Here is a 21,074-nt window from a genome sequence, read left to right as displayed (position 1 = left end):
CCATGACCACCAGCAACAACACGACCGGTGACGTCGACCCCGCGGTCCGCGAGGAACTCGCCCGGCTGCGCGACAGCATCGACAACATCGACGCCGCCGTCGTCCACATGCTCGCCGAACGCTTCAAGGCCACCCAGCAGGTCGGCCACCTCAAGGCCGCACACCAGCTGCCGCCGGCCGACCCGGCCCGCGAGGCCCGCCAGATCGAGCGCCTGCGCGCGCTTGCCGAAAGCGCCAAGCTGGACCCGGCGTTCGCTGAGAAGTTCCTGAATTTCATCATCGCCGAGGTGATCCGCCACCACGAACGCATCGCGGACGACGCCCTGAACGGCTCCGCGCCCACGGCGAATTGACCTCGGAGGATGACCCAAGGGGAGTGACAGGCGGGCCCGCGGGGGGCATGCTGCGCTGTGCACTCCTTGTCAGCTGACGAGCACAACGTGTCAGTACTCCGGTCATAAGCTGGTTGTCCACGCGGGAGGGACGTCGGGCCATGCCGGATGCCAAGATCCTCATCGTCGACGACCACGAGGACACGCTGTACGCGCTGGAGAGCGCGCTGGCCCCGCTGGGCTACCTCCTCGGCCGCGCCACCAGCGGCGACGAGGCCCTCAAACAGGTGCTCCGCGGGCAGGTCGGCCTCCTCCTGCTCGACGTGCGCATGCCCGGCGTCAGCGGCCTGGAGGTGGTGCGCTACATGCGCCGCGTGGAGCAGACCCAGCACATCCCGGTCATCCTGCTCACCGGCTTCGGCGTGGACCAGGAACTGACCTCCACCGCCTTCGGACTCGGCGTCGCCGACCTGGTCACGAAACCCGTCGACCCCTGGGCTCTGCGCACCAAGGTCCGCTACCTGTACGACGCCCACCGCCGCACCCTCGCCCTGGAGCAGGAGATCCGCGACCTGCGCGCCCTGGTCAAGGAACAGCCCGAGGCCGACGGTCCCGTCACCCACCCGGACGCCCGCGTCCCCGTCCAGCGCACGCCCCGGGCGCACAACGGGGAGCTCGAGCAGGGCCGGACATAGGCCGCGTACCGGTCCGCCCCTGTGTCTTGTCAGTGCCATCGGGCAGCATTACCTGCATGTCCGTACTGACGCGCGACGAAGCGCAGACCCGTGCCAAGCTCCTCGACGTCCACCGCTACGCGATCGAACTCGATCTCACCACCGGCGACGAGACCTTCGAATCCAGCACCGTCATCCGCTTCGCCGTCCTTGCGGACCAGGACGTCACAGACACCTTCGTCGAGCTCAAGCCCGCCGAACTGCGCTCCGCCACGCTCGACGGACAGCCCCTCGACCCGGAGACCCTCGACGGAAACCGGCTGCCCCTGAGGAACCTCACCGCCGGCGAGCACGAACTGCGCATCGACGCGTCCATGCGCTACTCCCGCACCGGCGAGGGCATGCACCGCTTCACCGACCCCACCGACGGCGAGACCTACGTCTACACCCAGCTGTTCATGGAGGACGTCCAGCGCGTCTTCGCCGCCTTCGACCAGCCCGACCTCAAGGCCGTCTTCGACCTCACCGTCACCGCCCCCGCAGGCTGGAGCGTCCTCGCCAACAGCATCACCGAGCAGCTCGGGGAGGGCCGCTGGCGGGCCGCCCCCACCCCGCTGATCTCCACCTACCTCGTCGCCGTCGCCGCCGGCCCCTGGCACTCCGTGCGCACCGAACACCGCGGCCTGCCCTTCGGCCTCCACTGCCGCCGCTCGCTCGCCCCCCACCTGGACGCGGACGCCGACGAGCTCTTCGAGATCACCAGGCAGTGCTACGACCGCTACCACGAGAAGTTCGAGGAGCCCTACCCCTTCGACTCCTACGACCAGGCGTTCGTCCCCGAGTTCAACGCCGGCGCCATGGAGAACCCCGGCCTGGTCACCTTCCGTGACGACTTCGTCTACCGCTCCGCCGTCACCGACACCGAGCGCCAGACCCGCGCCATGGTCATCGCCCACGAGATGGCCCACATGTGGTTCGGCGACCTCGTCACCCTGCGCTGGTGGGACGACATCTGGCTGAACGAGTCCTTCGCCGAGTACATGGGCTACCAGACCACCCTGGAAGCGACCCGCTTCACCGAACCGTGGGTTGAGTTCGGCGTCACCCGCAAGGCCTGGGGTTACGACGCCGACCAGCGCCCGTCCACCCACCCCGTGGCCCCCGAGAACGTCGAGGACACGGCCGCCGCCCTGCTCAACTTCGACGGCATCTCCTACGCCAAGGGCGCCTCCGCACTACGCCAACTCGTGGCCTGGCTCGGCGAGAAGGACTTCCTCGCCGGCATCAACACCCACTTCGCCCGCCACAGGTTCGCCAACGCCACCCTCGCCGACTTCATCGACTCCCTCGCCTCCGCCACCGAGCGCGACGTCCACGCCTGGGCCGACACCTGGCTGCGCACCACCGGCGTCGACACGCTCGAGCCCGTCGTCGCCCCCGGTGAGGACGGCACCTGCGCCCTCACCGTCGAGCACACCGGCAGCCGCCCCCACCGCATCGCCGTCGGCCTCTACGACCAGGACGTCGCCGACGAGGGCCGCCACCTCACCCTGCGCGAACGCCTCGACCTCGACATCCCGCAGACCGCGCCCCAGCCCCTCGGCAAGCGCCCCGCCCTGCTCCTGCTCAACGACGGCGACCTCACCTACGCCAAGGTCCGCTTCGACCCCGAGACCTTCGAAACCGTCCGCGCCAACCTCTCCGGCCTGCCCGAGCCCCTCACGCGCGCGGTCGTGTGGAACGCCCTGCGCGACGCCGTACGCGACGGCGAACTCCCGCCCACCGCCTACCTGGAGACCGCCCGCGCCCACCTCCCGCACGAGACCGATCTTGCCCTCGTCCAGGGCGTCCTCGCCTTCGCCGGCGCCCAGGTCGCCGACCGCTACCTCACCCCCGAGCAGCGCCCGGCGGCCCTGACCACCCTCTCCTCCCTCTGCCGCGACCTCATCCGCCGCACCGAGGACGGCGACAACCCCGGCCTGCGCCTGATCGCCGTACGCCACTTCATCGCCGTCGCCTCCCAGCCCGACACCATCGCCGCCTGGCTCGCCGACGGCACCGTCCCCGGCGGCCCCGAACTCGACCCCGACCTGCGCTGGCGCGTCCTCGCCCGCCTCGCCGTCCTCGGCGCCACCGACGAGTCCGCCATCGCCGCCGAACTGGACCGCGACCCCTCCGCCACCGGCCAGGAAGGCGCCGCCCGCTGCCGCGCCGCCCTGCCCGACGCCCAGGCCAAGGCGAAGGCCTGGGCGGCGATGTTCGGCGGCGACGACCTGTCCAACTACCTGTTCACCGCCACCGCCCAGGGCTTCTGGCAGCCCGAACAGGCCGACCTCGTCAGCGAGTACGTCCCGCGCTACTACGAGGACGCGGTCGCCGTCGCCGCCCGCCGCGGCCCCGCCATCGCCGCAGCCGCCGGCCGCTGGGCCTTCCCCACGCACGCCGTCGACGCCGAGACGCTCCGCCTGGGCGAGGCCTGCCTCAGCGACGCCGACCCGATCCCGGCCCTGCGCCGCAGGCTGGCCGACGAACTCGACGACCTGGTGCGGGCGTTGCGGGTACGGGAGGCGTAGCCAACAGCAGTGTCAGAAGTGATCCCGGGACGCAGAGGCACCCGGGATCACTGACCCAACAGGTTTTCCCCGCACGGACGTACCCCCTTTCGGGTTCCGATCGTTGGGCTCTTCGGGCGCGTCGACGCAACCGCGTACAAGCTGGAACTCCCCCTGTCCCGCGCCCAGGAGGAGCCCCATGAGCACGCCTCCCCCAGAGCCTGCATCCGAAGTGGCGCCCGCCGGCCGACGCCCGGTACCGCCCCTGGCCTCCGGCCCCGAAGGCCCCAACGCGTTGCGGCCGTTGCTCGACACCGTGCTCGACGCGCTCGGCGACGGCGCCCGCGCCCGCGGGGGACCGCTGCCCGCCGGCGGACCGGACGCCGTCGCCGCACGCGTACGCGCCGCCGTGGGCGACGTACTGCCCCAGGAGGGCGACCCCGGCGCCCTGCGCGCCCTCGTGCACGCGCTCGCCGAAGGCGCCGCCGACCCCGCCGACCCGCTGTGCGCCGCCCATCTGCACTGCCCGCCCCTGGCCGTCGCCGCCGCCGCGGATCTCGCCGCCAGTGTCCTCAACCCGTCCCTCGACTCCTGGGACCAGGCCCCGGCCGCCTCCGAACTCGAAGCCCTCGTCACCCGGGCACTCGCCCGGGAAGCCGGCGCCGCCGACGCCCTGATCACCACCGGCGGCACCGAATCCAACCAACTCGCGCTGCTGCTCGCCCGCGAGACACTCGGCGCCGGCGTCCGCCTCGTCTGCGCAGCGGGCGCCCACCACTCACTGCCCCGCGCCGCCTGGCTCCTCGGCCTGCCCGACCCGGTGATCGTTCCCGCCCCCGCCGGCACCCTCGACCCGGCCGCCCTCGACGCCGCCCTCACCGCCCTGCCCGGCCCCCACCTCGTCGCGGCCACCGCGGGCACCACCGACGCCGGACTCATCGACCCCCTCCCCGAGATCGCCGGCCTGTGCGCCGCCCACCGCGCCCGGCTGCACATCGACGCCGCCTACGGCGGCGGCCTCCTCTTCAGCGACCGCCGGCGCGACCGGCTCACCGGCCTCGAAACCGCCCACACCGTCACCCTCGACCTGCACAAACTCGGCTGGCAGCCGGTCGCCGCCGGCCTCCTCGCCGTACGCCGTCCCCGCGACCTCGCCGCCCTCCACCAGCGCGCCGACTACCTCAACGCCGAGGACGACATCGAAGCCGGCCTCCCCGACCTCCTCGGCCGCTCCCTGCGCACCACCCGCCGCCCCGACGTCCTCAAGATCGCCGTCACCCTCAAGACCCTCGGCCGGGCCGGCCTCGGCGCGCTCGTCGACCAAGTCTGCGACCGGGCACGGGAGTTCGCCGCCCTCGTGCACGACCATCCGGGCTTCGAGCTCTACGACCGCCCCACCATCAGCACGGTCCTGTTCCGCCCCGCACACGCCACCGACGACGACGTCGCCGCCGTACGCCGAAAACTCCTCGACCAGGGCCGCGCCGTCCTCGGCCGCGCCCACCTCGACGGCCGCCTCTGGCTCAAGGCCACCCTGCTCAACCCCGCCACCCGCCCCGCCGACCTCGCCGCCCTCCTCCAACTCGCAGAAAAAGCCGCCGAACACGCCGCACACGCCGTCGAAGAACCCGTGGAAGGAAACACCCCCCGATGAGCACCACCCCCGCCCCCCACCCCCCGCACCACGAGCCCGACGCACCCCGCGACCTCGTCGGCATCGGCATCGGACCCTTCAACCTCTCCCTCGCCGCCCTCGCCCACCCCCTCGCCGAACTCGACAGCGTCTTCTACGACCAGCGCCCCGCCTTCGACTGGCACCGCGGCCTCCTCATCGACGGCGCCCGCATCCAAGTCCCCTTCCTCGCCGACCTGGTGACCCTCGCCGACCCCGCCAGCCCCTGGTCCTTCCTCAACTACCTCAAGGCCCGCGACCGCCTCTTCCCCTTCTACTTCGCCGAGCGCTTCCACATCCAGCGCGCCGAGTACGACGCCTACTGCCGCTGGGTCGCAGGTCACCTCCCCGGACTCCGCTTCGGCCACCAGATCGACGCCGTCCGCTGGAACCCCGGACGCGACCTCTTCGAGGTCGACTTCACCCAGCTCGACACCGACGGCGAAGCCGAAGCCCTCGGCCGTACGTACACCAGGAACATCGTCCTCGGCATCGGCACCGAGCCCTACGTCCCCGACCCCCTTAAACCCCTCGTCGAGGCCCCCGGCGTACCCGTCGTCCACGCCGCCGACTACCTCGCCCACCGCGACGCGATCCTCGCCGCCGACCACGTCACCGTCATCGGCTCCGGCCAGTCCGGCGCCGAGGTCTTCCTCGACCTGCTGCGCGCCCGCCCCGCCGGCCGCGAGAAACTCCACTGGCTCGGCCGCACCGAGGCCTTCGCACCCATGGAGTACTCGAAACTCGGCCTCGAACACTTCACCCCCGACTACACCCGCTACTTCCACGCCCTGCCCGAAGGCGTCCGCGACCGCCTCGTCACCACCCAGTGGCAGCTCCACAAGGGCATCGACGCCGACACCATGGCCGCCATCCACGAAGAGCTCTACGGCCGTACCCTGCACGGCGGCTGGCCCGACACCGTCCTCACCCCCGGCGTCCGCGTCCGCACGGCGGGCCGGATCGCGACAACCAGGATCGAGCTGCACCTGGAGCACATCCAGCAGAACGCCCGCTCCCGCCTCACCACCGACGCCGTCGTCCTCGCCACCGGCTACCGCGAACGCCCCCTCGACCGCATCCTCGCCGGCCTCGACCCCTACCTGCGCCGCGACAGCCGCGAACGCCTCCGCGTCGACGAGCAGTTCCGCCTCGTCCTCGACCCCTCCGTCACCGGCTCCGACTGCCATGTCTACGTCCAGAACGCCGAACGCCACACCCACGGCGTCGGCACCCCCGACCTCGGCCTCGCCGCCTGGCGCAGCGCCACCATCCTCAACTCCATGACCGGCAAGGAGACTTACCCCCTGCCCTCCCGAACCGCCTTCACCACCTTCGGCCTCGACCAACACCCCCGGGTCCCCCAGGCCCGCCCGGCGCAACTGCTCACCCCGCTCGTCGAAGGGCGGTAAGAAAACGGGAAGGACGGAAGAACTCCGACGGCGGCGACGTTGGGCACGCCATGACCACGACCTGGATCGCAGCCCACCGTTCCGCCGTCATCAACCCCCACGAGGCCTTCCACCTCTTCGAACCCCGCGGCTTCACCAACCGGACCGTCCGCCAGTCCCTGCGCCTGGCAGGAGGCGGCGAGGCACTCCGCATACGGCTCAGCAACCGCTACGGCAAGGAACCCCTCTACATCGGCGGCGCCCATCTCGCGGTACGCACCCGCGGCAGCGGCATCGACCCCGGCAGCGACACACCCCTGCGCTTCAGCGGCTCCGAGACCCTCACCGTCCCGGTCGGCGAGGACATCGTCAGCGACCCGGTCGAGCTGCCGGTGAGCGCGGGGGAGGAGCTCACGGTCAGCCTCTATCTGCCGGGCGACACCGGCCTGAGCACATACACCGCGGTCCCCTACGACCTCGGGCACGCCGCCCCCGGCGACCGGCTCTCCGCCGAAGTCCTCGAGGACGCCGAGGAGTTGACCACCGGCCACTACCTCACCGGCGTCGACGTCCTCGCCCCGCTCGGCACCCACATCGCCGTCGCCTTCGGCGACTCCTGGGTCGAGGGCGCCTTCACCACCCCCGGTGCCGACCACAGCTTCCCCGCCCGGCTCGGCCGCCGCCTCACCCGCGGCTGGATCGTCAACCAGGGCATCTCCGGCAACCGCCTGCTCAGCGACGAGGTCGGCGAACACCTCCTGGCCCGCCTCGACCGCGACGTCCTCGCCGTCCCCGGCGTCAGCCACGTCCTCATCCACATCGGCCTCAACGACATCGGCCTGCCCGGCGCGCAGTCGTACCCCGAACCCCCGACCGACCTACCGGGCGCCGACGACCTCGTCGCCGGCCTGACCACCCTCGCCGACCGCATCCACGCCGCCGGACTCATCGCCATCGGCGGCACCCTCGGCCCGTACGAAGGCACCGTCTACGACGGCGTCGACACGCCTGAGGGCCAGGCCGTACGCCGCCAGGTCAACACCTGGCTCCGCGGCCCCGACCACCCCTTCGACGCCGTCGTCGACATCGCCGCCGCCGTCGCCGACCCGGACCAACCCGCCCGCATCCGCGCCGAGTTCAACAGCGGCGACGGCCTCCACGTCAACGACGCCGGCGCGAAAGCCATCGCCGACGCCATCGACGTAACCCTGCTGGACCTCTAGAACACCGGGGTGCCGTCGCGGGTCAGCTTCCAGTCCACCGACGCGAAGTCCTTCGGGTCCAGCACACCCTTCGCCGTCACCCACTCCGCGATCCGCGTACGGATCTCCGTCGACTCCGACCACAGCTCGGTCGCGGACGCCACATGCGGGAACGCACCGCCGCCGTTGGCACGGTAGTTGTTCACCGCGAACACGAACTGCTGCGCGTCGTCCAGCGCGGCACCGTTGTACGTCAGGTTCTTGATCCGCGAACCCGCCGCCTGGGCGATGTCGATCTCGTACGACAGCCCCGACACATAGTCGTAGTTGTAGTCCGGGCGGCTGTTCGCGTTGGTCAGCTTCTCCACGTCGACCGCCGCGCCCGCCGCCGTCTGCACGAAGTACTCCGCCGAGTACTCCAGGTACGCGCGGATCTGAGCGCCCGTCAGCAGCTTGGCGACCAGCGTGTTGTCGTACACGTACAGGCTGGACAGGTCCCGGATGGTCACCTCGCCCGCCGGGATCTCCGAGGTCCGCGAGAACGGCGAGGCCTGTGCGATCACCGGCAGCGAGGCGTACGAGGAGCTCGCCAGCGCCGCCTTGACCACGTCCTCCTGCACCTTCGTGATCAGGTCGATGATCGGCGCGTCCTTGTACCGCGCCTCGACCGTCGTCAGCGTCTCCGTCGCCGTACCGACCACCTGGTTGACGTACTCGACGACCTTCGCGTGCTCGTCGCTGAGCAGCTTGGTGATCTTCGGGTCGTCCGCGACCGTGTTGGAGTTCAGCACCTTGGACGACACCGACTCGACCGTCCACCGGCCCTTCGCGAAGACCAGGTCGATGTCGAACAGCGACAGCCGCTCCGCGTACGCCAGCGGCTCCGACAGCACCACCGTCTTCCCGGTCTTGGCGTTGGTGACCTTCAACTCCGGGATCTCCACGTGCGCGTGACCGACCAGAATCGCGTCGATGTCCGCCACCTGCTGCGCCACCAGCGCGGCCGAGTTCTCCACGTACGGCAGCTGGTCACCGTACGAGGACGTGCCCGAGGAGCCGGAGTGCGCGGAGACGACCACCACGTCCGCACCCATCGACTTCAGCTTCGGCACCCACTTCGCGGCCTGCTCCTCCAGACCCGGGAACTCCAACTTCCCCTGCACATACGCCTTGTCCCAGATCGCGATACCGGGATTGGTGAGCCCCAGCACCGCCACCTTCACCGGCGGCAGCCCCGGCACCCGGAACTTCTTGATGAAGTACGGCGGGAAGGCCGGCTTCTGCGTCTTCGCGTCCAGCGCGTTCGCACCCAGCAGCGGGAAGTGCAGCTGCTCCTCGAACTTCCGCAGCGTCTCGATGCCGTAGTTGAACTCGTGGTTGCCCAGCGCCGCCGCGTCGTACCCGATCGCGTTCATCGCCTGCGCCATCGGGTGCACCGGACCGCCCTTCGCGGTGATCGGGTCCACCTTCGCGTAGTAGTACGTCAGCGGGGTGCCCTGGATCGTGTCGCCCGCGTCCAGCAGCAGCGTGTTGCAGCGGCCCTTCTCCGCACGCACCTGGTTCACCAGCGTCGAGATACGGGACAGCCCCTGCGCGTTGCCGGCCTTGTCGGAGTACTCCGCGTTCTTGAAGTAGTCCCAGTTGAAGACGTGCCCGTGCAGGTCCGTCGTGCCCATCACGGTCAGCGAGTACCGCTTGGCGGGCTTCTTCGCCGCCACGCTCTCCGCCGCCTGCGCCGCCGGAGCCGCCGCCGCACTCGCGATCGCCACCCCCGCTCCGGTCGCGGCCGACTTCTTCAGAAACTTCCGACGGTTCAAGGGCATGTCCGGATCTCCTCGGCGAATGGTCAACAACGCGCGTAGATTCTGACCCGGGCATGGCAAGCGGCAACAGGCCCCGCAGGTTGCGATCTGATGACCCAACCTGTGCATCCCAGGCCCGTAACCAGCCAAGACATGCCAGAGTGGGGCGTATGACCACCCCTGCCACGGACGACCCCCGCCCCGCCGTTCCCTACGGCACCCCCTACGCCCCCCGCATCGCCGTCCGCGGCGAGGCCCGCCTCGAGGTCGACCCCGAGATCGCCCGCATCGGCATCACCGTCGCCTCCCGCGGCAAGGACCGCCGCGCCGCCCTCGACGACCTCACCCGCCGCAACACCACCGCCCTGGACCTGATCAAGACATACGGCGACGCCGTGGAACACCTCGAAACAGGCGCCTTCTCCATCAGCCCCGAACTCAAGGACAAGGGCCGCGGCGAACGCATCCACGCCTACCACGGCCGCGTCCACATCACCGCCGAGCTGACGGACTTCACGGCCCTCGGCGAACTCACCACGCGACTCGCCGACTTGGAGCTGACACGGGTGGACGGCCCCCTGTGGGCCCTGCGCCCCGACTCACCCGCCCACCGCCAGGCACGACAGCAGGCCGTGAAGGAAGCAGTGCAGCGGGCCAGGGAGTACGCCGAGGCACTCGGCACCTCACTGGCCGCCCTGGTGGAACTCGCCGACATCGGCGCCGAAAACGCCGAGCCCTACCCGCAACCCCGCGGCCGCATGCGCTCCATGGCCTACGGCGCGCCCGCCGAGGACACCGCGGCAGCACCCCTCGACCTCGAACCCCAGCGCCAAACCGTCCACGCCGCGGTCAACGCCCGATTCACCATGGCCCCGCCACAACTGTAGAAATGCTCATCGGAGCGCGCCGTTGCACAATTCAATACTTGTCAACGCCCCTTCACTCAAAGGTTGTTGAGTGGTCATGCACGCCCAATTCTCTACCCGCCGGTAAGGCCTAGGCTCAAACCATGCGCCGAGCAAAAATCGTCTGCACCCTGGGCCCCGCCACCGACTCGTACGACCAGATCAAAGCCCTGGTCGAAGCCGGAATGGACGTCGCCCGCTTCAACCTCAGCCACGGCTCCCACGCCGAACACGAGGAGCGCTACCAGCGCGTGCGAAAGGCCGCCGACGAAACCGGCCGCAGCGTCGGACTCCTCGCCGACCTTCAGGGCCCGAAGATCCGACTCGGCCACTTCACCGAAGGCCCCGTACTCCTTGAACGCGGCGACACCTTCACCATCACGGTGGAAGAAGGCGCCGAGGGCGACCGCCAGACCTGCGGCACCACCTACGCCGGCCTCGCCGCCGACGTCACCGCCGGCGAACGCATCCTCGTCGACGACGGCAAGGTCTGCCTCGAGGTCACGACCGTCGACGGCCCCCGCGTCCACACCAGGGTGGTCGAGGGCGGCATGGTCTCCGACCACAAGGGCCTCAACCTCCCCGGCGTCGCGGTCTCCGTCCCCGCCCTCTCGTCGAAGGACGAACAGGACCTGCGCTGGGCCCTGCGCACGGGCTTCGACGTCATCGCCCTGTCCTTCGTCCGCAGCGGCCGCGACATCGAGGACGTCCACCGCATCATGGACGAGGAGGGGCGCCGACTGCCCGTCATCGCCAAGGTGGAGAAACCGCAGGCCGTCGACGCGATCGACGACATCGTGGCCGCCTTCGACGGCATCATGGTCGCGCGCGGGGACCTCGGCGTCGAAATGCCCCTCGAACAGGTCCCGATCGTCCAGAAGCGAGCCGTCAAGCTGGCGAAGCGGAACGCCAAGCCGGTGATCGTGGCGACCCAGATGCTCGACTCGATGATCGACAACTCGCGCCCCACCCGTGCGGAGGCGAGCGACGTCGCCAACGCGGTGATCGACGGTACGGACGCGGTGATGCTGTCCGGCGAGACGAGCGTCGGCAAGTACCCCATCGAGACGGTCCGCACGATGGCGAAGATCGTCGAGGCGGCGGAGGAGGACATCCTCGCGAAGGGCCTCCCGCCGCTGACCGAACGCAACAAGCCCCGCACGCAGGGCGGCGCGGTCGCCCGGGCGGCGGCAGAGATGGGCGACTTCCTCGGCGCGAAATTCCTGGTCGCCTTCACCCAGTCCGGCGACACGGCCCGCCGCCTCTCCCGCTACCGCTCCCCGATCCCGCTCATGGCTTTCACCCCCGAGCCGGCCACGCGCTCCCAACTCAGCCTGACGTGGGGCGTGGAGACGTTCCTGGGCCCGCATGTGGACTCGACGGACGCGATGGTCGACCAGGTCGATGAGCTGTTGTTGAAGTACGGCCGCTGCGAGAAGGGCGACGTGGTGGTGATCACGGCGGGGTCGCCGCCGGGGGTGGCGGGGTCGACGAACATGGTGCGGGTGCATCACATCGGGGAGGACGACAGTCCCAAGTAGGTTGGTGGGGTGGGGGCTAGTGCTTGGGGCCCACATGAGTGTCCATCAGGGCTACTGAGGCTTTGCGGGCGATGGAGATGTTGAACGGGTCGCTGCCGCGCGCGAGGGCGGTCCATTCGACGCCTACCCTGTCGAGGGCGTTGGTGAACAGCTTCCGGATGTCGTCCGACTTGTTGGAGAAGAAGTACCGGGGGTATTCGTAGCGCTTGCGCTCTCCGGCTACGAGGCGGGTCGTCCAGTTGGTGATGCGGCACCCGTCGGAGTGGATGAGGCCGCGGATGAATTCCCACGGGTGCGCGTCGACGATTTCCTGTTGCCAGGGTTCGATGACGATGGGGCGCTCGTGCTTCCGGCCGGGGCCGTGTTGGGGGAAGAGGCAATGAAGATGCTTCGAGTAGACCTTCACGTTGCGGCAGCCGGTTTTGCGGACGCGGCAGACGGCGTTGTCGGGAAACACTGTGCGCATGGCCTGCTCGCAGTCGTCCATGAGTCCGGGCCATGACTCGGCGCACGTGATCATCAGGTTGGGGACACGGTGTGCGGAGTAGCGGCTGATGTGGCCGTCGCCCAGGTAGAGGCCGAGCAAGTAACTGTACGCGGCTGGGTCGAGGTCTCGGTCATCGCACCTGGGACACTTCGGATCATGCTTCCCGGGGCACTCGCCGCGTTTCGCTCGATCCAGGTGCTTCCAGTACGCGATGGTGCCGGAGGGGACGTTGAACCGCCGAGCGACCTCCGCGTTCTTTGCGCCGTTGCGGAGCAGCGTCAGTGCCTGCTGTCGAACTTCAGTTCCGTGGAAAATCATGTGAACACCCTGCGTCACAGACCGTGACGGCACGCAGCAAAAAGCGGATGTTCACGAGAACGTGGACATCCGCTTTCTTGGTGCCGGGTATGGGATTCGAACCCACACGTCCTTTCGGACAGAGGTGTTTGAGACCTCCGCGTCAACCAGTTGCGCCAACCCGGCCAGGCACGGCCATGAGTGTACCGGGTCACCGCAGCTCCCCGCCTCTAGGTAGGCTGCATACCGCAGCAGTACTGCCCGGCCCGCACCAAGGAGCCCCCGTGACCGCCCCCGAGTCGCCCCAGCCCGTAGACGCGCCCGACGACGACAAGTCGCACGTGCCTCCGCTGACGACCCGTGTCGTCATCGCCGAGGACGAGGCCCTGATCCGGCTCGATCTGAAAGAGATGCTGGAGGAGGAGGGCTACAGCGTCGTCGGTGAGGCCGGTGACGGTGAGCAGGCCATTGAGCTGGCCCGTGAGCACCGGCCGGACCTCGTCATCCTCGACGTGAAGATGCCGAAGCTGGACGGTATCTCCGCCGCCGAGAAGATCGCCGAGGAGCGCATCGCCCCCGTGCTCATGCTCACCGCGTTCTCGCAGCGCGACCTCGTCGAGCGTGCCCGGGACGCCGGTGCCATGGCGTACCTGGTGAAGCCGTTCAGCAAGAGTGACGTCGTTCCGGCGATTGAGATGGCCGTATCCCGGTTCACCGAGCTGAAGGAGCTGGAGAAGGAGGTCGCCGACCTCACGCTCCGCCTTGAGACGCGCAAGCTCGTGGACCGGGCGAAGTCGATCCTGCAGACCGAGTACGGGCTGACGGAGCCGGCCGCGTTCCGGTGGATCCAGAAGACCTCCATGGACCGTCGGATGTCCATGCAGCAGGTCGCCGAGGCGGTCATCCAGGACGCCGACGAGAAGAAGGCGGCCAAGGGCTGACACCCCCATCGCGCTACGGCCGAGGCCCGCGTCCCTGAAACAGGGGCGCGGGCCTCGGCCGTACGGCGGGGAAGGACAGAGCCTCAGTCCTCGCCGAGGTAGGCCTTCCGTACCGATTCGTCGTGCAGGAGGTCCTGGCCGGTGCCGGACAGGACGACGTTGCCGACCTCCATGACGTGGCCGTGGTCGGCCAGGGACAGGGCCGCCTGGGCGTTCTGCTCGACGAGCAGGATGGTGGTGCCCTGGGACTTCAGCTCGACGATCGTCGACATGATCTTCTGCATCATGATCGGCGAGAGGCCCATGGAGGGTTCGTCGAGCATGAGGAGCTTCGGCTGGGACATGAGGGCGCGCCCCATGGCCAGCATCTGCTGCTCGCCGCCGGAGAGGGTGCCCGCGGCCTGCCTGCGCCGCTCCCCGAGGATCGGGAAGAGGTCGTAGGCGCGCTGGATGTCCTTCTCGATGCCTTCCTTGTCCTTGCGGAGGAAGGCGCCGAGGTGGAGGTTCTCCTCGATGGTCAGGCGCGGGAAGATGTGCCGGCCTTCGGGGGAGTGGGCGAGGCCCAGGGCGACGATCTTGTGGGCGGGGACTCCGCTGAGCGGCTTGCCGTCGAACGTGATCTTGCCGGAGCTGGGCTTGAGCAGGCCGGAGAGGGTGCGCAGGGTCGTGGTCTTGCCGGCGCCGTTGGTGCCGATGAGGGTGACGACCTGGCCCGCCTCGACCTTGAAGGAGATGCCTTTGACGGCCTCGATCTTGCCGTAGGCGACCCGGAGGTCTTCGACCTCGAGAAGTGCGGTCACTGGGCTTCTCCCTTGGTGGTGCTGGGGGCGCTCTCCGCGCCGGCGACCTCGGCGGCCTCCGTCTGTCCGGGGTCGCCCTCGAAGGGTTCGCCGAGGTAGGCGGCGATGACGCGTTCGTCGGCCTGGACGACCTCGGAGGTCCCTTCGACGAGCTTTTCGCCTTGGACGAGGACGGCGACGCGGTCGCAGAGGTTGAAGATGAAGCGCATGTCGTGCTCGATGACGAGGACGGAGATGCCCTTGTCGCGGATGGCGAAGACCAGCTCCTCGGTGGCCCGCGTCTCCTGGGGGTTCATGCCGGCGGTCGGCTCGTCCAGGAGGAGCAGGCCCGGTTCCGACGCCAGGGCTCGCGCGATCTCCAGTTTGCGCTGCTCGCCGTAGGGGAGGTTGCGCGCCAGGTGGTCCCGCTTGTGGGCGAGGCCGATGAACTCCAGGAGTTCCATGGCCCGTTCCTCGCTGGCCTTCTCCGCCTTCTTGAAGCCGGGGCCGCGCAGGAGGGCCGACCAGAGGCCTTCCTTGGTGCGGGTGTGGCGGCCGACGAGGACGTTCTCGAGGACCGTCATGTTGGCGAAGAGGCGGATGTTCTGGAAGGTGCGGGCCATGCCGGCCTTGGTCACCAGGTGAGGCTTGGGCGGGAGCACCGTGCCCTTGAAGGAGACCGTGCCCTCGGTGGGGATGTACAGGCCGGTCAGGCAGTTGAAGAAGGTGGTCTTGCCGGCGCCGTTGGGGCCGATGAGGCCGACGATCTCGCCGGTGTTGACGGTGAAGTCGACCGACCGTACGGCGGTGAGGCCGCCGAAGCGCATGGTGACGTCGCGGGCTTCGAGTACAGGTGTCGTCATGGTTCTTACGCCCCTGCCTTGGTGACGGCCGGTTCGTCGGTCAGCGTCTCGGTGTCTGGTACGTCGAGTTGGCCGGTCTCGTGGAATTCGAGCTGGCGGCGGCGGTTGGCGATGATGCCCTCGGGGCGGAAGCGCATCAGGAGGATGAGCGCGATGCCGAAGGCGAGCAGTGACTTGTCCTGGAGGAAGTCGAGCTTCTCCGGGAGGAGGTAGAGCAGTGCCGCGCCGAGGATGGGGCCTGCGACGGTGCCCATGCCGCCGAGGACGACGGCGGCCAGGAGGAAGGCCGAGTTGGGCGGGGTGGAGCCGGCGAACTGGTACGGGTTGGGGACCACGCTGTAGGTCACGTGGGCGCTGACCGTACCGGCGAGGCCGGCCAGGGAGGCGCCGAGGGCGAAGGCGATGAGCTTGACGCGGAAGCCGTTGATGCCCATGGCGGTGGCGGCGGTCTCGTCCTCGCGGATGGCGATCCAGGAGCGGCCGATGCGGGAGTCGGCGGCGCGGGTGTAGACCAGGACCACGAGGGCCATGATCAGGACCATCAGCAGGTAGTAGTTGGCGAAGCGGCCGAGGGTGAACCCGCCGATGTCGTGCGGTTGCCCGAAGTTGAAGCCGAGGAGGTTCAGGTCGGGGATGGAGGGGATGCCGTTGGGGCCGTTGGTGAGGTCGGGGCCGGAGTCGCCGTCCATGTTGTTGACGGCGATGCGGAAGATCTCTCCGAAGCCGAGGGTGACGATGGCGAGGTAGTCGCCGCGCAGTCGCAGGGTGGGGGCGCCGATGAGGACGCCGAAGATCAGCGAGGCTGCGGCGCCGCTGAGGGCGGCGGCCCAGAAGGGGAACTGGACGCCGGAGAACTTGGAGAACTCGGAGCCGGAGACCAGGGCGGCGGTGTAGGCGCCGACGCCGAGGAAGGCGACGTATCCGAGGTCGAGGAGGCCGGCGAGGCCGACGACGATGTTCAGGCCCAGGGCGACGGTGCCGAAGATGAGGATGTTGACGCCGATGTTGGCGTAGTGGTCGTCGGTCTGGGTGAAGGGGAAGGCGATGGCCGCGAGGAAGCCCATGGCGAGCGTGAAGCTGCGGTTGGCGGCGACCAGTTGGGAGAACCGGTCGAGGAGACCGGCGGTGTGCAGGGCCCAGACGGCGAAGACGACGACGATGAGGAAGCCGATGAACAGCTCGCCGTACTCGGTGTCGATGCCGTAGGTGAAGACCGCGAGGCCGATGATGCTGGCCACGGTGATCACGGCGCGCTGGACCCATGGGGAGACCGGCTCGGCCGCGGGGATGCGGTCGGGCTTGGCGACGTAGGCCTTGAGGGTTTCCTTGGTGGTCTCGCCGGCTTCTTCGGGGAGGGCGAGGGCGCCGAGGACGGGGACGAGGGAGGCGATGACGGCCACCCACATGCCGGGTTCCCAGTTGGCGAGGCCGCCGAGTTTGGCGGCGATCTCGATGGCGGTGAACCAGGTGACGGCGAGGCCGCCGACGGCTGTGAGCACGAGGGGTGCGTTGTTGCGGGCGGGCAGGAGCCAGCGCAGGCCGCGTATCTCGTAGGAGGCGAGGGCGAACACGGCGGTGAGCGCGCCGGCGATGAAGGTCAGCCACTGCAGGCCGCCGGGGTAGCCGGTGACGGTGAGGTCGCCCGGGAACTCGGACGTCCAGGTCCAGGCGAGGAACGTGGAGACCGCGGTGGCTATGCCACCGATGAGCAGCAGGGCGCGGGCGGCCGCGAGGGGCAGCGGTATGAGGCCGCGCTTGGCGGGCGTCGGGACGGCGTCCGCGGGCGGGGTGGCGGGGGTCTTGGTCGTCTCGGTCATGTTTCTCACGCCCTGTCCGCGACGCGTTCGCCGAGCAGGCCCTGTGGCCTGAACAGGAGCACGAGGATGAGGAGTACGAAGGCCCAGACGTTGGCCCAGCTCTGGCCGCCGAGTTGCTGCATGCCGGGGATGTTGTTGATGTAGGCGGAGGCGAGGGTCTCGGCGATGCCGAGGACGACGCCGCCGAGCATCGCGCCGTAGATGTTTCCGATGCCGCCGAGGACGGCCGCGGTGAAGGCCTTGAGGCCCATCAGGAAGCCCATGCGGTAGTCGATGCTGCCGTACTTGAGGCCGAAGGAGAGCGCGGCGACGGCGGCGAAGAAGCCGCCGATGGCGAAGGCGATGACGATGATGCGGTTGGTGTCGATGCCCATGAGCTGCGCGGTGTCGGGGTCCTGGGCGGTGGCCTGCATGGCGCGGCCGGTGCGGCTCTTGCGGACGAACCACGCGAGGGAGGACATGCAGATGATCGCGGCGACGATCAGGAAGATGTCGGCGTCCTTGATGGTGACGGAGCCGAGGTCGTGGGTGGTGTCGAGGCCGGGGAACGCGAGGGCCTTGTCCGCGTTGGGGTAGAAGTTGCGGACGGCTTCCTGGAGGGCCAGGGAGAGACCGATGGCGGTGATGAGCGGTGCCAGGCGTGGTGCTCCGCGCAGGGGCCGGTAGGCGAACCGTTCCGCTCCGACCGCGATGAGGACGGAGACGATGGCGCCGCCGAGCAGCATCAGGGGGATGGCGGCGGCCATGGGGGTGCCGTCGGGCAGGATGTAGAGGTAGACCGTGAGGGCGCCGAAGGCCCCGGTCATGAAGATCTCGCCGTGCGCGAAGTTGATGAGCTGGACGATGCCGTACACCATCGTGTAGCCGATGGCGATCAGCCCGTACATCGAGCCTAGAAGCAGCCCGTTGGCCAGCTGCTGCGGCAGGGTGTTCACCGCGTGGCCTCCATGTCGCTGGTTGTGTGCACAGAGTGGTTGTGTGTGTGCACTGGTCGTGTTCAAGGTCTGGGTGTGGAAACGGGCCGCGCGGTCGGGGTCCTCCTTCCGCGCGGCCCGTGATGCGGTCTTGCTGGGGCTGGTGGGGTCAGCTGGCGGTGCCCGTCTTCACAGCCTTCCACTTGCCGCTTTCGACCTGGTAAACCGTGAGCTGCTTGTTGGTGGTGTCGCCGTACTCGTCGAAGGAGACCTTGCCGCTGATTCCCTCGAAGTCCGACTTCTGGACCTCGTCGACGACCTTGGAACGCACGTCCTTGATGTCGCTGGGCAGCTTGCCGCCGTTGGCGTCCTTCACTGCCTTCACGGCCTTGATGATGGCGGTGGCGGCGTCGTAGGCGTAGGCGCCGTAGGCGCCGTAGTCGCCCTTGTAGCCCTTGGCCTTGTAGGTCGAGATGAACTGCTTGGCGGCGGGCAGGGTGTCGGCGGGGACGCCGATGGCGGTGGCGAGGTCGCCTTCGGCCGCCTTGCCGCCGACCTCGATGTAGGTGCTGGCGAACATGCCGTCGCCGCCGAACAGCGGGATGTTGACCCCGGCGCCCTTGAGCTGCTTGGTGAGCAGGGCGGACTCGTCGTACTGGCCGCCGTAGTAGAGCAGGTCGGCGCCGGAGTTCTTGATCTTGGTGACGAGGGAGCCGAAGTCCTTGTCGCCGGTGTTGACGTGGTCGGTCTGGACGACCTTGCCGCCGGCGGCCTTGAACTTCTCGCCGAAGATCTTCGCCAGGCCGGCGCCGTAGGTCTGCTTGTCGTCGACGACGAAGGCCTTCTTCTTCTTGAGGCCGTTGTACGCGTAGTCGGCGGCGAAGCTGCCCTGCAGCTCGTCGGTGGTGGCGGTGCGGAAGTACGTCTTGTACGGCCGCTTCTTGTCCGTCTGCCAGTTCTTGCCCTGGGTCAGCTCGGGGTTGGTGTTCGAGGGGGAGATCTCGACCATGTTGGCGGAGGCGAACACCTGCTGCATCGACTGGGCGACGCCGGAGTTCAGGGGGCCGACCGCGCCGATGGTGTCGGTGCCGCCCGTGATGGCCGTGGCGTTCTGCTGGCCGGTGGCGGGCTGGGCCTTGTCGTCGTAGGCCTTGAGCTTGAACTTGACGCCGGGGACCCAGTTGTTCTTGTTGGCGTCGTCGACGGCGATCTGGGCGCCGTACTGGATGCCGAGGCCGGTGGTGGAGTTCTCGCCGGACAGCGGGGCGTCGACACCGATGGTGAAGGTGGTGCTGGAGCCGCTGTCTCCGCTCTTGCCGCCATTGTCGTCCCGGGAGCCGCAGGCGGTGAGAGTCAGAGCTCCGGTCGCAAGAACGGAGGTAAGTATCACCAAGGAACGCTGTCGCACAATCAGTCCTTTCCGCAGGCACTTCGTCCCCGGTGGGGGGTGTGTGGTGCCACGTGGTACCGAACTCCCGATGGAGCGGTGACTGGCCGTGACTCTAAGCCCGGTCTGTAGGCAGGGGCATCGCCGTGCACTGGCTTGTGACTTTCTTGTTATGACGTGGTGGAGGCAGGCCTCGGGCGATGGGGGCTCTCAGCCGTTTTGGCGGAATTTCCGTTCAGTCCGCATTCTGAGAACGCGCACTTCCGGTTGGCCGTGGACCCGGTGGCGCGGTCGGGCCGTCGCAGGCGCCGTGAAGGAGCCGGGAAAGGTCGCGGGCGTAGGTGCCGTCGAAGATGAAACTGTGGTGCTGTATTGCGCGCGTGTTACGGAGCGTTACGTCGAGAAAGGGGAGGTCCGCATTCAGCGGCAGGCCGGAACAGTCGGATACGGAAATCTCGACGGTGACCCGGCGGGTTATCCCGGCGTGGACGGTGAAGTGGCGCTGCGGTGTGGCGTGCGCGGTGAGTCCGGTGAAGGCGGCGCTGGTGACGGCGAGGGTGACCGGCGGTCCGCTGTCGACGGTGACGGCGAAGCGGAAAAGGCCCCTGGTGGTATGGGAGTTGAGGGATTCTGCGAGTCCGATGTAGCGCCAGCCCGTGACGTTGGCGGGCCAGGGCATCGGGTCGGGCGGCACGGCGTTGTCGGGGCTGCCGGCGGGTGGGACCAGCAGGATGGCCAGGGTGCTCGCGGCGATCACGCACGCCGCGAGGGTGGTCCTGCGGGCCCTGGGCGACAGGGTGCGCCAGCGGCGGGCGAGCCGGTCGGTGGGCCGCGGCGCGTCGGTGCCGATGACGTCGTAACTCTCGCTCGCCTCGGCCGAGTCGACGGGTTCGACGGGGCCGATGCCGCTCATGACCGCAGCCTCATGGGGAAACGGTAGGCGGCGGGGGCCGGACCGGGAAAGATGCCGGTGGTCGGCCCGCCGCCCGGCACGGGTGCGGGGGCGTGCGGTCAGCCGGTGGTGCTCAGGTGTGCTCCGTCGCCGGGCCTGACGTCCCTGAGCAGGCAGGTCAGCCGTGCGCTGCAGACGCGCCGGCCCTGCTCGTCGCTGATCACTATCTCGTACGTCGCCGTCGAGCGCCCGCGGTGGACGGGGGTGGCCACGCCGGTGACCAGGCCGGAGCGCACGCCGCGGTGGTGGGTGCAGTTCAGGTCGACGCCGACGGCGATCTTCGAGCTGCCGCCGTGCAGCATGGAGCCGACGGAGCCGAGGGTCTCGGCGAGCACGGCCGAGGCGCCGCCGTGCAGCAGGCCGTAGGGCTGGGTGTTGCCCTCCACCGGCATGGTGCCGACGACGCGGTCCGCGGAGGCCTCGACTATCTCCACGCTCATGCGCGTCCCGAGGTGCCCCGCGGAGAAGAGGGCCGGGAGGTCGACGCCGAGTGCGGCGTACTCGTCGATGACCTCCTGCGGGAACTTCACATGCTGGTGCTCGCCCATGGGCCCGGCTCCGTTCGT

18 protein-coding genes and 1 tRNA gene are annotated in these 21,074 nt (G+C 69.2%); 9 read left to right on the top strand and 10 right to left on the bottom strand.

What is annotated here, in order from left to right; genetic code table 11:
* The first annotated feature begins 2 nt into the window (after positions 1–2).
* The 6 genes from ABZ880_RS03445 (at position 3) to ABZ880_RS03420 (ending at position 7,844) form a co-directional block, all read left to right on the top strand.
* The gene (locus ABZ880_RS03445) at positions 3–353 is read left to right on the top strand and encodes a chorismate mutase (protein WP_361256127.1); all 351 of its coding nucleotides are present in this window, start codon (positions 3–5) and stop codon (positions 351–353) included.
* A 140-nt stretch (positions 354–493) separates the two neighbouring features.
* Complete coding sequence (locus ABZ880_RS03440; protein ID WP_361256124.1) at positions 494–1,027, top strand: response regulator; 534 nt, start codon at positions 494–496, stop codon at positions 1,025–1,027.
* A gap of 56 nt (positions 1,028–1,083) precedes the next feature.
* A complete protein-coding gene (gene pepN, locus ABZ880_RS03435) occupies positions 1,084–3,579 on the top strand; it encodes an aminopeptidase N (RefSeq protein WP_361256121.1) in 2,496 nt (831 codons plus the stop codon).
* 178 nt (positions 3,580–3,757) lie between these two features.
* Entirely contained in the window at positions 3,758–5,212 is a 1,455-nt protein-coding gene (locus tag ABZ880_RS03430; RefSeq protein ID WP_361256118.1) for an aminotransferase class V-fold PLP-dependent enzyme, read from the top strand.
* Entirely contained in the window at positions 5,209–6,642 is a 1,434-nt protein-coding gene (locus ABZ880_RS03425; RefSeq protein ID WP_361256115.1) for a SidA/IucD/PvdA family monooxygenase, read from the top strand. The genes ABZ880_RS03430 and ABZ880_RS03425 overlap by 4 nt, the downstream gene beginning before the upstream one ends.
* A 50-nt stretch (positions 6,643–6,692) precedes the next feature.
* The gene (locus tag ABZ880_RS03420; protein WP_361256112.1) at positions 6,693–7,844 is read left to right on the top strand and encodes a GDSL-type esterase/lipase family protein; all 1,152 of its coding nucleotides are present in this window, start codon (positions 6,693–6,695) and stop codon (positions 7,842–7,844) included.
* Here the strand turns inward: ABZ880_RS03420 and ABZ880_RS03415 are convergent.
* Positions 7,841–9,646 carry a 5'-nucleotidase C-terminal domain-containing protein gene (locus ABZ880_RS03415; RefSeq protein ID WP_361256109.1) on the bottom strand — a complete coding sequence of 602 codons (1,806 nt, stop codon included), beginning with the start codon at positions 9,644–9,646 and terminating at the stop codon, positions 7,841–7,843. The two genes, ABZ880_RS03420 and ABZ880_RS03415, sit on opposite strands and share 4 nt — an antisense overlap.
* A gap of 149 nt (positions 9,647–9,795) precedes the next feature.
* Between ABZ880_RS03415 and ABZ880_RS03410 the strand changes: the two genes are divergently transcribed.
* Both ABZ880_RS03410 and pyk read left to right on the top strand, forming a co-directional pair.
* Positions 9,796–10,512 (top strand): SIMPL domain-containing protein, encoded by a 717-nt coding sequence (locus ABZ880_RS03410; RefSeq protein WP_361256106.1) that lies wholly within the window; start codon positions 9,796–9,798, stop codon positions 10,510–10,512.
* A gap of 122 nt (positions 10,513–10,634) precedes the next feature.
* Positions 10,635–12,071: a pyruvate kinase gene (pyk, locus tag ABZ880_RS03405; protein WP_361256103.1), complete on the top strand. Its 1,437-nt coding sequence runs from the start codon at positions 10,635–10,637 to the stop codon at positions 12,069–12,071.
* 16 nt (positions 12,072–12,087) lie between these two features.
* Here the strand turns inward: pyk and ABZ880_RS03400 are convergent, their stop codons facing one another.
* Positions 12,088–12,876, bottom strand: coding sequence for a helix-turn-helix domain-containing protein (locus tag ABZ880_RS03400; protein ID WP_361256100.1), 789 nt, complete (start codon positions 12,874–12,876; stop codon positions 12,088–12,090).
* Positions 12,877–12,954: 78 nt separating this feature from the next.
* A tRNA-Leu gene (locus ABZ880_RS03395) sits at positions 12,955–13,041 on the bottom strand.
* Positions 13,042–13,139: 98 nt separating this feature from the next.
* On the opposite strand from ABZ880_RS03395, the gene ABZ880_RS03390 reads away from it, so the two are divergent.
* The gene (locus tag ABZ880_RS03390; RefSeq protein ID WP_361256097.1) at positions 13,140–13,796 is read left to right on the top strand and encodes a response regulator; all 657 of its coding nucleotides are present in this window, start codon (positions 13,140–13,142) and stop codon (positions 13,794–13,796) included.
* Between the two features lie 83 nt (positions 13,797–13,879).
* Here the strand turns inward: ABZ880_RS03390 and ABZ880_RS03385 are convergent, their stop codons facing one another.
* The 7 genes from ABZ880_RS03385 to ABZ880_RS03355 all read right to left on the bottom strand — a co-directional run bounded on the left by ABZ880_RS03385 (position 13,880) and on the right by ABZ880_RS03355 (position 21,056).
* Entirely contained in the window at positions 13,880–14,596 is a 717-nt protein-coding gene (locus ABZ880_RS03385) for an ABC transporter ATP-binding protein (protein ID WP_361256095.1), read from the bottom strand.
* Entirely contained in the window at positions 14,593–15,438 is an 846-nt protein-coding gene (locus ABZ880_RS03380) for an ABC transporter ATP-binding protein (protein ID WP_361256092.1), read from the bottom strand. Before ABZ880_RS03380 ends, ABZ880_RS03385 begins: the two co-directional genes overlap by 4 nt.
* Positions 15,439–15,443: 5 nt before the next feature.
* A complete protein-coding gene (locus ABZ880_RS03375) occupies positions 15,444–17,255 on the bottom strand; it encodes a branched-chain amino acid ABC transporter permease (RefSeq protein ID WP_361256089.1) in 1,812 nt (603 codons plus the stop codon).
* Positions 17,256–17,260: 5 nt separating this feature from the next.
* Positions 17,261–18,190, bottom strand: a complete 930-nt coding sequence (locus ABZ880_RS03370; protein ID WP_361256086.1) for a branched-chain amino acid ABC transporter permease — start codon at positions 18,188–18,190, stop codon at positions 17,261–17,263.
* Between the two features lie 148 nt (positions 18,191–18,338).
* Positions 18,339–19,562, bottom strand: coding sequence for a branched-chain amino acid ABC transporter substrate-binding protein (locus ABZ880_RS03365; RefSeq protein ID WP_361257062.1), 1,224 nt, complete (start codon positions 19,560–19,562; stop codon positions 18,339–18,341).
* A gap of 229 nt (positions 19,563–19,791) precedes the next feature.
* Complete coding sequence (locus ABZ880_RS03360) at positions 19,792–20,469, bottom strand: hypothetical protein (RefSeq protein WP_361256083.1); 678 nt, start codon at positions 20,467–20,469, stop codon at positions 19,792–19,794.
* A gap of 98 nt (positions 20,470–20,567) precedes the next feature.
* Entirely contained in the window at positions 20,568–21,056 is a 489-nt protein-coding gene (locus ABZ880_RS03355) for a hotdog fold thioesterase (protein ID WP_361256080.1), read from the bottom strand.
* Positions 21,057–21,074: the final 18 nt, after the last annotated feature.

Origin of the sequence: Streptomyces sp. NPDC047043 (assembly GCF_040644055.1) — a bacterium.
Taxonomy (GTDB): domain Bacteria; phylum Actinomycetota; class Actinomycetes; order Streptomycetales; family Streptomycetaceae; genus Streptomyces.
The sequence above is the reverse complement of the archived record's forward strand: the minus strand, read 5'-3'. Positions and strand labels throughout refer to the sequence as shown.